Here is a 14,246-nt window from a genome sequence, read left to right as displayed (position 1 = left end):
TGTAAAGAATAAAGAAAACCAACCCAGCTAAGGAGAATGATAATGCTGACGCGTTTAGAGAAAGCTCAAAAAAAATGGGGTGGTAGTCACACTGTTATCGATAAATGGCTAGCTGAACGCCAAGAGCTACTGGTTCTGTATTGTCGAATTGCTGGCTTTTCACCTTACGATAAAAAAGATCAGGCTTTGCCAGATCAATTACAAATTCAAAGCTTTTGCCAAATTCTGATGGACTACTTGTCTGCTGGTCATTTTGAAATTTACGATAACATCGCCAAAGCATGTGAACAAAAAGGCCCAAAAAGCCAACAGCTAGCGAGTGAACTTTACCCGCGTATTTCAGAAACAACAGATACGGCGCTAGACTTTAACGATAAATATGCTGAAGTGAATAAAAATGATCTACTAAATGATTTTGATAAAGACTTGTCAAAATTAGGCGAAGCGTTAGAGCTACGCTTTGAGTTAGAAGATGAACTAATCGACAACTTGTATTCTAATCATACTGATTAACATCCCCCAGGGCGTGTTGACCTTTGTGGATTGAAATTTGTTCAATCTAGGGGCGATTTAATCGCGGCGCGAGGTTTGTAACCTAGCAGGCTAAGTAAAAATCGAGTAAAGCTTCCGCGTCCTGCTCACGCTCCTTACCTACCTCCATGTAGGCAACAAAGAGTTAATCGCCCCTAGGAAGAACCCTTTGGGCAGCCCATGTTTGCCATTTATACTGCGTTATCGCCTAATTATGGGGAGAAAATAAAAAAGGGACCAATTGGTCCCTTTTTTATTGCGTGCTAAGTATTGCGTGCTAAAAATTACTCAGCAGCGGCAGCTTGCTCTTCATCTTGAATTTCAAGTAGTTCTACTTCAAAAACAAGTGTTGAGTTAGCTGGGATTTTACCTAGGTCACGATCGCCATATGCAAGGTCAGCTGGGATAGTAAATTTGTACTTAGCGCCTACTGGCATAAGTTGCAAACCTTCAGTCCAACCTGGAATTACGCGATTTAGAGGGAACGTAGTTGGTTCGTTACGTGAATAAGAACTATCAAACTCAGTTCCGTCTAATAAAGTACCTTTGTAATGCACTTTAACAACATCTGTTGCAACTGGCTTTTCGCCTTCGCCGGCTGTTAGTACTTCGTACTGTAAACCAGACTCAGTAACTGTCACACCAGCTTTCGCTGCATTGTCAGCTAAGAATTTAATGCCTGCCGCTTGGCTTTTTTCAGCTTCTACTTTTGCATGTGCTTCTTGCTTAGTGCGCACAGATGTATCTAGCGCAGTTAATACTTCACGAATTTTTTCTTCGTCAATTTTTGCTTCACCAGCAAGCGCGTCTTTAAAGCCGCGAATTAATAGTGCTTGATCAAGCTCAATGCCTAACTCAGTTTTATCAGCAAGATCTTTATTTAAAAAGTTACCAACTGACGCACCAATACCGTATGCTTGTTGTTGTGCTTCTGTATCAAGCGTTACTGGTGCTTGTTCTTGTTTTGCTTCTTGATTACAAGCAGTAAGCGCTAAAACTGACGCTGCAATCAATGACAATTTAATCGTCTTTTTCATTTTAAATCTCCGACAAACTTTGCAGATGTCATTTATTGTATTATTACTAGTTAAAGATTAACGGCCTACATGATAGGCTGCTTATCTAATTACCATACGCAGACCACCTGTCATCATATTGGTGATTAGATAAACTGCCTAGGCTTTTAACGTACCTAGTCTAACCTCTCAATCACTAAGAGTTAAGGGGAAATACCTGTAATATGTCGATATTTCGTACTTTTTTGTATCTTCTGAGTTGTATTTTATTAATCGCTTGCTCAGAGCAAAAAAACCAAGCAACGGCCAGCTACGAGCATGCCGCTAAAGGTGCGTTTGCCTCTGCCATTTCTCACGATGGTACATATAGCCTGATTTCATCTATACACCATGGGGTCGCCCTATGGGATAATCAACAGCAGGTACTCAAATACCAGTGGTTTCAACAGCAAGACCAAGATAGCCTAGTGCATACAGTGGCTATTTCATACGATAATAGCCACGCTGTTACCGCAGAAAAAACCACCTTCGCAGTGTGGGATATCGCCACTGGCGCCAATACCGGTTATTACAAAATCAAAACGGCCACCATTCGCGATATTGCTATCAGCAACCAAGGGCGCAGTGTTTTATATGGCCGCAGCGACAATGTTGTTGTTTACCTCAACTTAGAGACCGGCAGGCGCATTGAGTTCCTTGGTCACCAAGAAAAAATTAATGTGGTTGATCTTGCTCCTAATGGCCGTTTTGCGTTGAGTGGCTCGAATGATTACGTTGCCTATTTTTGGGATACCCGTACCGGGCAAGTTATTCACCGTTTTAATCACCCCAACCGTGTTACCCATGTCACACTCGATCCGCAAGGGCGCTATGCATTTACCGCCGACAGTATGGCACAAGCACGTGTATGGCAGCTGACAACAGGTGATCTTGTTAGTAAACTGGCGTATATTGCTCGACAGAAAATTTTCACTACAGCTCGCTTTAATGAACAAGGCACACTGCTGGTAACAGGCTCGCCAAATCGCTTGGTTGATTTATGGCAATTATCAGACGGTGAAAAAATTCAGAGTTGGCATGTAACCCCACGCGAAGGCAGTAAACCTAAGTCGGCGGTGGTTTTGGATGTTGCTTTTACTGACAACGGCACGGCGTTGTTAACCGAGAGTTCAAGCGGAATCGCTGAGCGTTTTACTATACGAGAACAAAATGAACACAATTGAACATCGCTTAATGGAACTTGAGGCTAAAGTCGCCTTTCAAGATGAAACGATTGAAATTTTAAATGATGAAATAAAAGTTCACCAGCAGCTATTGGCAAAAATGAAACGCCAAACAGAGCTACTGGCTGAAAAAATCAAAGAATCACAATCATCGTCAATGATGATGTCTGATACTCCAGAGCCACCACCACCGCACTATTAAAAGCGCTGAGGTGATCAATCACCTGGCTTAAACACGCCAATAACTTGTTCAAATTGGCGTGTTGATGCCTGAACTGCCTGCTCTGGCTGAGTCATCTTGTGACCACACTGCACACACTCAACTTTTTCTACATCATGCTCTTTATAAAGCATCATCATATCCATGGTTTTACATTCAGGACATGTTGCACCAGCAATAAATCGTTTTTTCTGTTTCACAGCACTTCCCCACAGTTTTAACTGTCATCATTTTATCCTAATATCTACCAAGGTGATACGATTGATAACCATAAGTCGATCCGTGCTATGATGTAGGCAATTCAATCAGGGCACAGTAAAGTAACGTATTCATGATCCAAATTTCAGAAATAGAACTATTACGTGGCGGTAAAGCACTGCTCAAAGACGCATCAGCGACGTTATTTCCAGAACATAAAGTTGGCCTAGTTGGCGCAAATGGTTGCGGTAAATCAACGCTATTTAGTTTATTAAAATCTGAGCTGCAGCTGGACGCCGGTAATTGCAGTATTCCAAAAGATTGGTCTATCGCATCAGTAAAACAAGAAACACCTGCGCTTGATATCAGCGCAATTGACTATGTATTACAAGGCCACCCAGAGTATTACACCTTGCGCATTGCCCTGCGTGAAGCAGAACAAAATGATGATGGTGATACCCAAGCCAAAGTTCATATCCAACTTGAACATATTAAAGGCTATAGCATCGAAGCCAAAGCAGGCGAACTACTGCATGGCTTGGGCTTTGCCAATAACCAGATTGAAAACCCTGTTAGTGACTTCTCTGGTGGTTGGCGTATGCGCTTAAACCTTGCACAGGCGCTTATTCGTGATGCCGATTTATTACTACTAGATGAACCAACAAACCACTTAGATTTAGATGCAGTGTATTGGCTGGAGCGCTTTTTGCGCGCGTATACCGGCACTTTAGTATTGATATCCCATGACCGCGAATTTTTAGATGCTGTCGTTGATCAGATTTGGCATATCGACAAACAAAAAATCAATGTATACAAAGGCAACTACTCGCAATTTGAGCGTCAAAAAGCTGAACGCCTATTACAACAGCAAGCAATGTTCGAAAAGCAACAAGATCAAATAGCTCACCTTGAACAATTTATTACCCGCTTTAAAGCAAAGGCCAGTAAAGCCAAGCAAGCGCAGAGCCGTGTTAAAGCCCTTGAGCGTATGGAAAAGCTCGCCCCAGCACATGCTGACTCGCCTTTTGATTTTGAGTTTGCTGAACCAACCGCGCTACCAAACCCATTAATGACGCTTGATAAAGCCCAAGCAGGTTATGGCGATGTCACCATTTTAAATAGTATTAAGCTTAATTTAGTGCCGGGCAGTCGCATTGCCCTACTTGGCCGTAATGGTGCGGGTAAATCTACACTGATCAAATTACTCTCTGGCGATTTGCAACCACAAGCAGGTGAAGTGTTTCAGCATCAGGGTTTAAATATTGGCTACTTTGCCCAGCATCAGTTGGAATCATTAGATTTAAAAGCCAGCGCAATTACCCATTTACAGCGCTTAAACCCTAAAGCCACCGAGCAATCACTGCGTGACTTTTTAGGCGGCTTTGCTTTTATTGGTGATAAAGCGCTTGAGCCTGTAGCACCGTTTTCTGGTGGCGAAAAAGCCCGTTTAGTACTCGCTATGTTGGTGTATCAAAAACCTAATCTATTATTACTGGATGAGCCAACCAACCACCTTGATTTAGAAATGCGTCATGCATTGGTCATGGCATTGCAAGGATTTGAAGGCGCTATGGTGACGGTATCGCATGACCGTCATATGCTTAAAAATACCGCTGACGAGTTTTACCTAGTAGATAACGGCGAAGTAACGCAATTTGGTTACGAACTCGATGACTATTACCAATGGTTACTCAATGCCAATAAAGAAGCAGCTAAAGCAACACAACCTGACGATGAGCCAAAAGCCAACTCAGGTGTTAACCGTAAAGAGCAAAAGCGCTTAGAAGCGGAGTTTAGAAAAGCCACGCAGCCACTTAAAAAGCAAATCGAAAAGCTCGAAAAGCAACTCGACAAATACACCGCAGAGCTAGCTGAAGTTGAAGAAGCACTCGGCGATAACGAACTTTACAGCGATGACAATAAGGCGAAGTTAAAAGAGCTACTAACTAAACAAGCCACTCTTACGCCTAAATTAAACGACGTTGAAGAAACGCTATTAATGGCGCTCGAAGAAATGGAAGAAAAAGAACAAGCGTTTGCCGATGAACTTGCTCAATAGCGATAATTTTTGGCAATTCTCCTGCGCTTTTTATGAGCAATGCGACAACCAACAAACCTTGCTGGCACTACAAAACCAGCAAGGTAAAAACGTCAACCTGTGTTTATTGCTGCATTATTTAGATTCGCTAGGATTAAAAATTAATAGCAACCAACTCGATATTTTAGTGGCCACCATTAGCGATTTTGATCAAAACGTAATGTGCCCGCTACGCACCGCCCGCGCCCACCTAAAAGCGAATCAAGCCACCATCAGCGGCTACGCTTGTATTCGCAAAGAACTACTCAGCGCCGAACTAAAGCTTGAAAAACAACAGCAGCAAATATTGATTGATGCGGTTAATTGCATGGATTTAGCAAAACAGGCAGCGCCGCATAATATTGAGATGTATTTGGCAAACACTTGAGCTTTAAACGTTAATTCCACAGCCAAGTAGAATCATCACCTTGCTTGGTTGTATTCAGGAAACTTTAAAAATTGATAAGCAACAGGCTAAACACGACCCAGCTCATGACTACTCTTAATTGCGGTAGGCTTTGCCTTTTGCAGCCTAAAACCCAAAACGGTAATTAATACCAACCTGCATAAATATTGAACAATTCAACGAATTAAATAGACCCCATATCTATCCAGATTGGTATAAAACGTTCTATGATTTTTTTATCACTCTCTCATGAGTTAATTAACTGTACGATGAATGTTTTTAGTGTGTATATTGAACAGCTTAAAAACCGTATATTAAAAACTAAAAGGATTACTTATGAAGTATAAAAAAACAATTCCCTTCATACTGCTAGCACTTATCATCAACTTTAATGCTTTTTGCAACGAGATCACTAAAACTCCTTTTATACTTGGTGACACACTATCATTTCAATCTTCCATTTTAGGCCAAAAAAGAGAGATAAATGTTTATCTACCAGAAGGCTATAAACATAATGGCGAACAAACTTACCCTGTCATTTACTTGTTAGATGGCTCAAAAGAAGAAGACTTTATACATATTGCTGGTTTGGTTCAATTTGGCTCATTTTCTTCGCTAAAAATGTTGCCAAAAAGTATTGTTGTAGGCATAGCCAATATTGATAGAAAGCATGATTACACTCCACAAAGCACACACCCTTTAGACATACGCGATCTACCAACTCATGGTGGCTCTGCAAAATTTATTCAATTCATAGGAAAAGAATTACAGCCATTAGTGAATAAAACCTATCGTAGCAACCAAGAAAACACGTTAATTGGCCAATCTTTAGGCGGGCTACTCGCGACTGAAATACTACTAAAGCACCCTCAACTTTTTTCGCGCTATATAATTATCAGTCCAAGCATGTGGTTTAACGACGCAAAATTATTAAATAACCCCGTAAGCCCTACTCATTCACCCAAAGCTGTTTATGTGGCGGTAGGTAAAGAAGGTAAGGTTATGGAAGAAGGTGCCAAACAAGTTTACAACAAATTAAAAAAAGAGCTTCCTACGTCTTCGCAAGTTAACTTCACCTACTTTGAACAACTTGATTATAACGAGACTTTACACCTTGCTGTTTACGATGCATTTAAGCAGTTTTATATGGAGCAGTAAAAGTATCATAAGAAATAAGATAATAACTTTAACTTAGGCTAAATTAGCAAGCAGAGCGCTTACCAAAATCCGAGTGAGCAGTGGTTGTTGTAGTGCCCGTATCGTCACAGCTCAATGGCAAGTAAATGTCTCTGCATTAATTTTTGATTTAGCGACGTGCCGCCTTAATTAATTTATACACTTAACCTTTGCGCAAATAATGTTTGAATAAACTCTAAAAATGCGCGTACTTTAGGGATATCTAAACGATGCTTTGGGTAGAGGGCAAATATATCAACAGTCTCCATCCCCCAATTAGGGAGTACTGAAACCAACTCAGACTTTATTAACGCTTCTTGACACATATAATCAGGAAGTACAGCCACACCTAAACCATCAATAACGAGTTGCTTTAATAATGTGAAATCATCAACGATAGCTTTAGGCTCTAATTTATATTCATAATGCTGCTTACCAGCAGACAACGTCAACTTAGTACTCTTTTGCGCGCTGCTCATCAATAGTAAATCACATTCACTTAACTGCTGTACTGACTTAATATCACCCTGCGATTGTAAATACTGCGGGCTTGAATATAGTTTACGACTGATTTTACCCAAACGTTTTGCAACCAAGCGGGAGTCATCTAAATCCCCGATTCTGATCACGAGATCAAACCCTTCTTCAATTAAATCTACGCGACGGTTTATTAATTCCAGCTGTAAATTTACGTTAGGATACAGTCGTATAAACTGCGCTAAGCTCTCTTTTAGTACTTCATGCCCTATTCCTACAGATGCCCCCACTTTTAACTTACCACTGACTGTATCAAGTGATTTTGCCACTGACACTTTAGCAAGCTCAAGCTCCTGCTGAATACGTCGGCAATGTTCTAAATAACGCATACCCACTTCTGTAATGTGCTGTGTGCGTGTTGTACGCTCTAATAAGGTAACCCCTAAATTACTTTCTAGCCTTGCTATTTTACGGCTAAGTTGGCTTTAGGAATATTGACTCGCTCGGCGGCTAACGTGAAGCTACCAGCATCGATTACAGCTATAAATAGCATCATGTCGTTTAAATCAATGTCAGACACTTAAACACCTATTGTTGTTGAATTTGAAAAAGAAATTTGCATTTTTGCGCATTTATCAAACAATCATATCTCTCTAAAATGATTACATCAACTCAACGCACCAGTAAGGTATTAAGTATGAAAGTATTATCTAGAGATTCATTAAAGTTAGGCGGCTTTGCAGGCATTACAGAGCATCGCTTAGTGACCGATAGCAGGGTTTTTGGGGCGCGTAAAAAACCAGAAACTTTCGAAGGCTTTGGTAACATGGTGTACCTTGCTGATGCTCGATACAATCCATTAGGCAGCTCTGGTATGCACCCACATAGTGAAATCGATGTTATTTCAATTATTATTGAAGGCAGAGTGAGCCATGAAGGATCGATGGAACACGGTAAAGATTTAATAGCAGGTGATGTGCAAGTACAAAGAGCCGGTGGTGAAGGCTTTAACCACAACGAAATCAACCCTGACAACAAGCAAAACCGCATGCTACAGGTATGGGCCTTACCGGAGAAAAACGGCCAACCAGCCGACTACAAAGCATACACCCCCAGCAAATCAGGCGTCACCCGTATTTATGGCGGTGATAACAACCAACATACTACTTTTAACAGTCATACGGTTATGGAAATAGTGCATTTACAAGCAAGTGAATCAATGCAAATCGCACAAGAAAACCTTGCTTATATTATTTCAGGCGCTGCTGTTGCTGATAACTTAACAATCGGTACGGATGCAGAAACTACATCTCTAAACGAGGGTGACTTAATCTCAAACCAAGGTATTCACTTCTTAGCTAAAACAGATTTACACATGCTGGTTGTTAAAAAGCTTACAGACTAAGTTAAACATAAATGACGACCCACACAATGAATACCTGAGCTTAAAAGTTAATGTAGGTCGCTGATTTATCCCGACAATTTTTATAAGCACACTTAGATTGATCTAACTTTTTGTTATTTTAAAAACCAGCAGTGTAAAGGCCCTTAGCTACTTTTTTAATGCGTTAACAGCCTTCAAAACATGATCCATATCAACTTATTTACCGCTGTTTTTATAATCAGGAAAATAGCTTGATCTGGATCATATCACCCCCCGCTAAGTCGGCCTATGATTAACCCATAGACATCAGGAGGCAGGTTATGGACGTATTCTTTAGAGATTTTTTTAGCGACCCAGTACTATTTTTATCATTTGGTTTTTTAGGAATAGTTATTAGCTTATGCCTTTTCTTTGTGTATTTCTTTATGAAAAAAATACACGATGCAGATATTCCAGAACAGCATTAAGCACGACGCACAAAGCCCCTATCAAGTTATTTGATTAGGGGCTTTTTATTGCTAAAAATTTGTTACACTAGCGATTCAATTAGCTAAACAGTTTTAAATTATGTCTACAGAATTCAAGCCTGCTTGGTGGATGACCAACCGCCATGTGCAAACAATTATGCCGCGGTTTTTTCGCCCATTTCATACCACGCGCTACCAATTAGAGCAGCTTGATACTCCCGACGGTGATTTTTTAGAACTTGCTTGGTCACTTCCTAAAGACGATAACGCACCACTTGCTATTGTGCTGCACGGCCTCGAAGGCAATATCAATAGCTTTTATGCTAAAGGCATGATGAAAGCACTAAAAAAGCAGGGTTTTAGTGTTGTCTTAATGCATTTTCGTAACTGCTCTACGCAAGTTAACCGTTTGCCACGTGCTTATCACAGTGGTGAAACAGGTGATCTCGACTTTTTTATCAAACAACTTAAACAACAGTTTCCTCAGCGTTTAATGGTTGCAGTGGGTTTTTCGCTCGGTGGCAATGTACTGGCTAAATATTTAGGCGAACAAGGTGAGCAATGCTTACTCGATGGAGCGGCGGTTATTTCGGCCCCTTATGATTTATCGCCTTCATGCCAAGTAATTCGTAAAAGCTTGGCTAAAATTTATCAAAAGTACTTACTTGATCGCATGAAAAAATCAATGAAGCGAAAGCTCCCTCAAATCAAGCAACAAATTAACTTAACGCCTGAACAACTTATGGGTATTAACGATTTATGGCAATTTGACGATAAGCTTACCGCACCATTACACGGCTTTGTGGGTGCTGAAGATTACTACCAGCAAGCTAGCGCCATGCCTTTTTTAAAACATATAACAACGCCTACCTTACTTGTACACGCCAAAGACGACCCAATGTTGTCAATAAAAGCCGTGCCCAGTAGGCAAGATGTGAGTGAGCATGTTACGCTGCACATCTCAGAAAAAGGCGGCCATGTTGGCTTTATAAGTGGTAAAAACCCATTCAGGCCCATTTATTGGTTAGAACAGGTCGTGCCACACTACTTTACCCAGATCGTTAAAAAAGAGCCGTTATGATCATCCCCCATGAGCAGTTAGATAAAGACACCCTATACAATTTAATCGAGAGCTATGTGCTGCGCGAAGGCACCGATTACGGTGATGTTGAATACAGTATTGAGGCAAAAGTTAGTCAGGTAAAAAAACAGCTACACAATGGCGAGGCCATGGTGTTTTTTTCAGAGTTACATGAGTCGGTGACCATTATTTCTAAAAGCGAATTTAAAGCCCTTCAAAGTGAAGTGCAATTTAGCGAGTAAACTTGTAACCCGAGTTACAAAAATAGACAATGGCTTTTTCACTCAAAGAGCCATTAAAAATGATAAAACTAAGCTCAGTAGTTATTGCCGTTTCACTTGCTTTGTCCTGCCATACCCTACAAGCTACAAGTATTACCGCATCCGACAAGGCAATTAAACTCGCTAAAGATACAATATTGATCGATACCCATATTGACGTACCGTATCGTATACACCGAAATTGGGCCGATGTAACACAAGCGACTGACGGCGGTGATTTTGATTACCCACGTGCAGTTAAAGGCGGTTTAAATGCCCCTTTTATGTCGATATATATTCCTGCTCATTTAGAGTTTGAAGGCAAAGGTAAAAGCTACCAACTGGCAAACCAGTTAATTGATGGTATGGAAGCAATTGCACAGCGTGCACCTGATAGATTTGCAATTGCAGATTCGACCACAGATATTAAAGAACACTTTAAGCAAGGTAAAATATCGCTGGCGATGGGCATGGAAAATGGCTCTCCGATTGAAGGTGAGCTAAAAAACCTACAACACTTTTTTGACCGCGGCGTGCGCTATATAACGCTAGCTCATTCACAAAGCAATCATATTTCTGACTCGTCGTATGATATTCGCCGTAAATGGAAAGGCTTAAGCCCATTTGGTAAAGAGCTAGTAAAAGAGATGAATAACATTGGCATGCTAATCGATGTATCACACATTTCAGATGATGCGTTTTATCAAGTAATGGCATTATCTAAAACACCGGTTATTGCTTCACATTCATCATTGCGTAAATATACACCAGGTTTTGAGCGTAATATGGATGATAAAATGCTATTAGCGCTTAAAAAGAATGGTGGTGTTATTCAAATCAACTTTGGCTCAAGTTTTGTCACTTCAAGCTCACGTAATTGGTACGATCAACTCAATAACACCAAAGATTCAGCGAAAAAACAAGGCACTAAATTAAGCAAAGATTTTGATGCCGCTTATCGTGCTAAAAACCCATTCCCATTTGCAAGCTTAGAGCAAGTACTTGATCATATTGATCACGTTGTTGAGCTAATTGGTATCGATTATGTTGGTATTGGCTCTGATTATGACGGTGTGGGTGACTCATTACCTATTGGTTTAAAGGATGTATCAACCTATCCAAACCTTGTGCAAGGTTTAATGAATAGAGGTTACAGCGATACTGATATTAAAAAAATACTTAGTGGCAACACGCTACGAGTTTGGCAACAAGCCGAAGCCTATGCAGCAAAACATTAAGCGTTAATTTAATAAAGGTACGCCCATAGTTTATGGGCGTACCTTTACGCTAATCATCTATTTAAAACTATTTGCAACTCTCTTTCAGGGCTTTTTCTCTACATCTTTTAACAGACTTTAATACCCAAAAGCGGTAGATTATTGCTTTTTAATATGGAGTCTCCTACATGCCAATTAGTAAAGGATCTTTTGCTATTGCCCTTGCTTCAATTGCTGTTGCAATCTCATGCTATGGTGCATTTTTCAAATCTGCCCCCCTTGTTGCTCACCAGCTTGATACCGAAATTTTACAACAATCAGTAAAAGACTTACCAAAAAATAGCCACGATAGTCCGCCTTCTATTACAGAACTTCACAACAAGATAAGCGCTTTACAGCGACAAGTAGCAAACTTGAATTTACAAAACCCTACAGCTAACAAAGTACAAAATACGGATGAATTTAAAGAGTTAGTATTAGCCGTGTTAGTAGAGAAAGAGCAAGAAGAAGTAGCAAAAATGCGTGAAGAAAACCCGTTATACGGTTTTTATGTAGACTTGCCACAAGATTATGAGCTGCGTATCAAATCAGAGCCTGAATATGCCAAAAAGGTTACTGCGCAATTGCGGGAACAAATTCTTAACCCTAATCTTGCCGATATTGATAGGCTGGCAGCATTAAGCCAACTACAAATGAATATGTATATTTTGAATAAATCAAAAATGCCTGAATATGATTTTGAAGTAGTCGATAACATTTTAGATTTGGCTGAAAATAGTACTGATGATAAGTTTAAAATTCAAGCGATAGAAGTGACCACTCAATCACCTGTACTTGACTATCGCCTCGCAGAGCGTTTTACCTCGTTATTAAAACAAGACTCTAATGACTATATACGCCGCTTAGCTGGTCAGGGGCTGCTGGCACAGTATTACCAAGCCCAAGATTCGCAAAATGAATATAGTAAACAGATTGCCCAACACATCCTATCACTCTATCAAAATACATCTGATAGTACTGTGAAGTCAGTATTAAACGATATGATGGGCAATGAGAGCTTACTAGAAGAAATGCGAAAACACACTGAGGGCTAATTATTTAAAGGCTTGAGCTGTTAGATATAAAAAATTCATACTTGTATTTATCAAGGATCACTGGGCTTTGCCTATACTTGTCTATATAACCCCATAAATAAGCTATCAACATAACGTAATATGCGCACGATTAAAATTAAAAGTGGTATTACTATTAGCTACCAAGACCAAGGAGATAAATCAGCCCCCGCGATTATACTTATTATGGGCTTAGGGGCGCAGCTCATCGTGTGGCCTGAAGAACTCTATTTTGGCTTGGTTAATAGTGGCTTTAGAGTGATCAGGTTTGATAATCGCGATACTGGCCTTTCGAGCCAATTAGAACAGTATGGCGATCCGAGCTTACTAAAAATTTGGTTAAGTAAACGTCTGCCACTGACATCCAGCAATATGTATACTCTTGATGATATGGCAACTGATGTGATTGAGTTAATGGATGCACTGAACATAAAAAAAGCCCATCTAGTTGGCGCATCTATGGGGGGCATGATTGCACAAATTATTGCCGCAAAATATAAAAAAAAGGTCCTGAGCCTAACCTCAATCATGTCTAGCTCTGGCAAACTGAAACTATCATTATCTGGGCTAAAATTATTTCTACAACTAGTAAAACATCGCCCTAGGTCCCCTAACCGCAATAGCGCCATTCAGTATAATATTAAACTTAATCAACGAATCGGCAGTCCCGCTTATCCCCAAGATGAGCAAGTATTACGCAAACAAGCCATTTCAGGGGTAGATCGTGCGTATAACCCTCGGGGTTTCAATCGCCAATTAGCAGCCATTGCCGCAAGTGATTGCAGGCAACATTTAATGCCGAAAATAAAAGCGCCTACTTTAGTCATTCACGGCAATGTAGACCCAGTTATGCCCGTTGCCGCGGGTAAATTAACCGCGATGCAAATACGTAAAGCGAAACTAAAAATAGTCACAGGCATGGGTCATAATTTCCCACCTGCATTAATGGCAAAAATGACCAAGTGGATCAGTAAACACGTTAAAAAAGCAGAGAAAAAACGCGCCCAGAAAAAGTTAAAGAACAAGCCATAAGCTATCAGCTATCAGCTATCAGCTATCAGCTATCAGCTATCAGCTATCAGCTATCAGCTATCAGCTATCAGCTATCAGCTATCAGCTATCAGCTGCAAAATTTTGCTCATTTTAACTTAGGTGTCAAGAGAAGCTTGTCTTTCACTGACGGCTGACGGCTGACGGCTGACGGCTGACGGCTTAGAGCTTACAGCTCAAATCGCAGCCATTAAAAAAGGCCACCGAAGTGACCTTTTTCTAACAATTAACTTAAACGTTAATTATTACTCTACGATAGTTGCTACAACACCAGCACCTACAGTACGGCCACCTTCACGGATAGCAAAACGAAGACCTTCATCCATCGCGATTGGCGAGATTAGAGTTACA

Annotated in this window: 16 protein-coding genes and 1 pseudogene; 12 read left to right on the top strand and 5 right to left on the bottom strand. The window is 40.5% G+C overall.

Annotated elements, in window-relative coordinates; translation table 11 throughout:
- Positions 1-42: 42 nt before the first annotated feature.
- Positions 43-513 carry an Rsd/AlgQ family anti-sigma factor gene (locus HJP15_RS17655; RefSeq protein ID WP_054206068.1) on the top strand — a complete coding sequence of 157 codons (471 nt, stop codon included), beginning with the start codon at positions 43-45 and terminating at the stop codon, positions 511-513.
- A 302-nt stretch (positions 514-815) separates the two neighbouring features.
- Here the strand turns inward: HJP15_RS17655 and fkpA are convergent, their stop codons facing one another.
- Entirely contained in the window at positions 816-1,568 is a 753-nt protein-coding gene (fkpA, locus tag HJP15_RS17650; RefSeq protein ID WP_054206067.1) for an FKBP-type peptidyl-prolyl cis-trans isomerase, read from the bottom strand.
- Between the two features lie 203 nt (positions 1,569-1,771).
- Here fkpA and HJP15_RS17645 point away from each other — a divergent pair, with 203 nt between their 5' ends.
- Both HJP15_RS17645 and HJP15_RS17640 read left to right on the top strand, forming a co-directional pair.
- Positions 1,772-2,770, top strand: coding sequence for a WD40 repeat domain-containing protein (locus tag HJP15_RS17645; protein WP_054206066.1), 999 nt, complete (start codon positions 1,772-1,774; stop codon positions 2,768-2,770).
- Complete coding sequence (locus tag HJP15_RS17640; protein WP_054206065.1) at positions 2,757-2,972, top strand: SlyX family protein; 216 nt, start codon at positions 2,757-2,759, stop codon at positions 2,970-2,972. Before HJP15_RS17645 ends, HJP15_RS17640 begins: the two co-directional genes overlap by 14 nt.
- A gap of 14 nt (positions 2,973-2,986) precedes the next feature.
- Here HJP15_RS17640 and HJP15_RS17635 read toward each other — a convergent pair whose 3' ends face one another.
- Positions 2,987-3,190 carry a YheV family putative zinc ribbon protein gene (locus tag HJP15_RS17635; protein WP_054206064.1) on the bottom strand — a complete coding sequence of 68 codons (204 nt, stop codon included), beginning with the start codon at positions 3,188-3,190 and terminating at the stop codon, positions 2,987-2,989.
- Positions 3,191-3,321: 131 nt separating this feature from the next.
- Between HJP15_RS17635 and HJP15_RS17630 the strand changes: the two genes are divergently transcribed.
- The 3 genes from HJP15_RS17630 (at position 3,322) to HJP15_RS17620 (ending at position 6,829) form a co-directional block, all read left to right on the top strand.
- Positions 3,322-5,247 (top strand): ATP-binding cassette domain-containing protein, encoded by a 1,926-nt coding sequence (locus HJP15_RS17630; RefSeq protein ID WP_054206063.1) that lies wholly within the window; start codon positions 3,322-3,324, stop codon positions 5,245-5,247.
- Positions 5,231-5,653: a TIGR02444 family protein gene (locus HJP15_RS17625; RefSeq protein WP_170174263.1), complete on the top strand. Its 423-nt coding sequence runs from the start codon at positions 5,231-5,233 to the stop codon at positions 5,651-5,653. The genes HJP15_RS17630 and HJP15_RS17625 overlap by 17 nt, the downstream gene beginning before the upstream one ends.
- Positions 5,654-6,007: 354 nt before the next feature.
- Positions 6,008-6,829, top strand: coding sequence for an alpha/beta hydrolase (locus tag HJP15_RS17620; RefSeq protein ID WP_064435853.1), 822 nt, complete (start codon positions 6,008-6,010; stop codon positions 6,827-6,829).
- A gap of 173 nt (positions 6,830-7,002) precedes the next feature.
- Here HJP15_RS17620 and HJP15_RS17615 read toward each other — a convergent pair whose 3' ends face one another.
- Together HJP15_RS17615 and HJP15_RS22030 are read right to left on the bottom strand one after the other, a co-directional pair.
- The gene (locus tag HJP15_RS17615; protein WP_249365891.1) at positions 7,003-7,713 is read right to left on the bottom strand and encodes a substrate binding domain-containing protein; all 711 of its coding nucleotides are present in this window, start codon (positions 7,711-7,713) and stop codon (positions 7,003-7,005) included.
- Positions 7,714-7,773: 60 nt separating this feature from the next.
- A pseudogene (locus HJP15_RS22030) lies at positions 7,774-7,877 on the bottom strand (helix-turn-helix domain-containing protein); the annotation flags it as partial.
- 144 nt (positions 7,878-8,021) lie between these two features.
- Between HJP15_RS22030 and HJP15_RS17610 the strand changes: the two are divergent.
- From HJP15_RS17610 to HJP15_RS17585, 6 genes are all read left to right on the top strand, one after another.
- The gene (locus tag HJP15_RS17610) at positions 8,022-8,729 is read left to right on the top strand and encodes a pirin family protein (protein ID WP_170174262.1); all 708 of its coding nucleotides are present in this window, start codon (positions 8,022-8,024) and stop codon (positions 8,727-8,729) included.
- A 546-nt stretch (positions 8,730-9,275) separates the two neighbouring features.
- Positions 9,276-10,256, top strand: a complete 981-nt coding sequence (locus tag HJP15_RS17605) for a hydrolase (RefSeq protein WP_170174261.1) — start codon at positions 9,276-9,278, stop codon at positions 10,254-10,256.
- Entirely contained in the window at positions 10,253-10,498 is a 246-nt protein-coding gene (locus HJP15_RS17600) for a YheU family protein (RefSeq protein ID WP_054206058.1), read from the top strand. The genes HJP15_RS17605 and HJP15_RS17600 overlap by 4 nt, the downstream gene beginning before the upstream one ends.
- A 59-nt stretch (positions 10,499-10,557) precedes the next feature.
- The gene (locus HJP15_RS17595; protein WP_054206134.1) at positions 10,558-11,754 is read left to right on the top strand and encodes a dipeptidase; all 1,197 of its coding nucleotides are present in this window, start codon (positions 10,558-10,560) and stop codon (positions 11,752-11,754) included.
- A 167-nt stretch (positions 11,755-11,921) separates the two neighbouring features.
- Positions 11,922-12,827, top strand: coding sequence for a hypothetical protein (locus HJP15_RS17590; RefSeq protein WP_170174260.1), 906 nt, complete (start codon positions 11,922-11,924; stop codon positions 12,825-12,827).
- 120 nt (positions 12,828-12,947) lie between these two features.
- Entirely contained in the window at positions 12,948-13,877 is a 930-nt protein-coding gene (locus tag HJP15_RS17585; protein ID WP_170174259.1) for an alpha/beta fold hydrolase, read from the top strand.
- A gap of 263 nt (positions 13,878-14,140) precedes the next feature.
- Here the strand turns inward: HJP15_RS17585 and HJP15_RS17580 are convergent.
- The coding region (locus tag HJP15_RS17580; protein WP_502706993.1) for an EF-Tu C-terminal domain-related protein at positions 14,141-14,246 on the bottom strand (106 nt) is incomplete at its 5' end.

This window comes from Pseudoalteromonas sp. NEC-BIFX-2020_002 (assembly GCF_013002825.1).
In the GTDB taxonomy this organism is placed as follows: Bacteria; Pseudomonadota; Gammaproteobacteria; order Enterobacterales; family Alteromonadaceae; genus Pseudoalteromonas; species Pseudoalteromonas neustonica.
The sequence above is the reverse complement of the archived record's forward strand: the minus strand, read 5'-3'. Positions and strand labels throughout refer to the sequence as shown.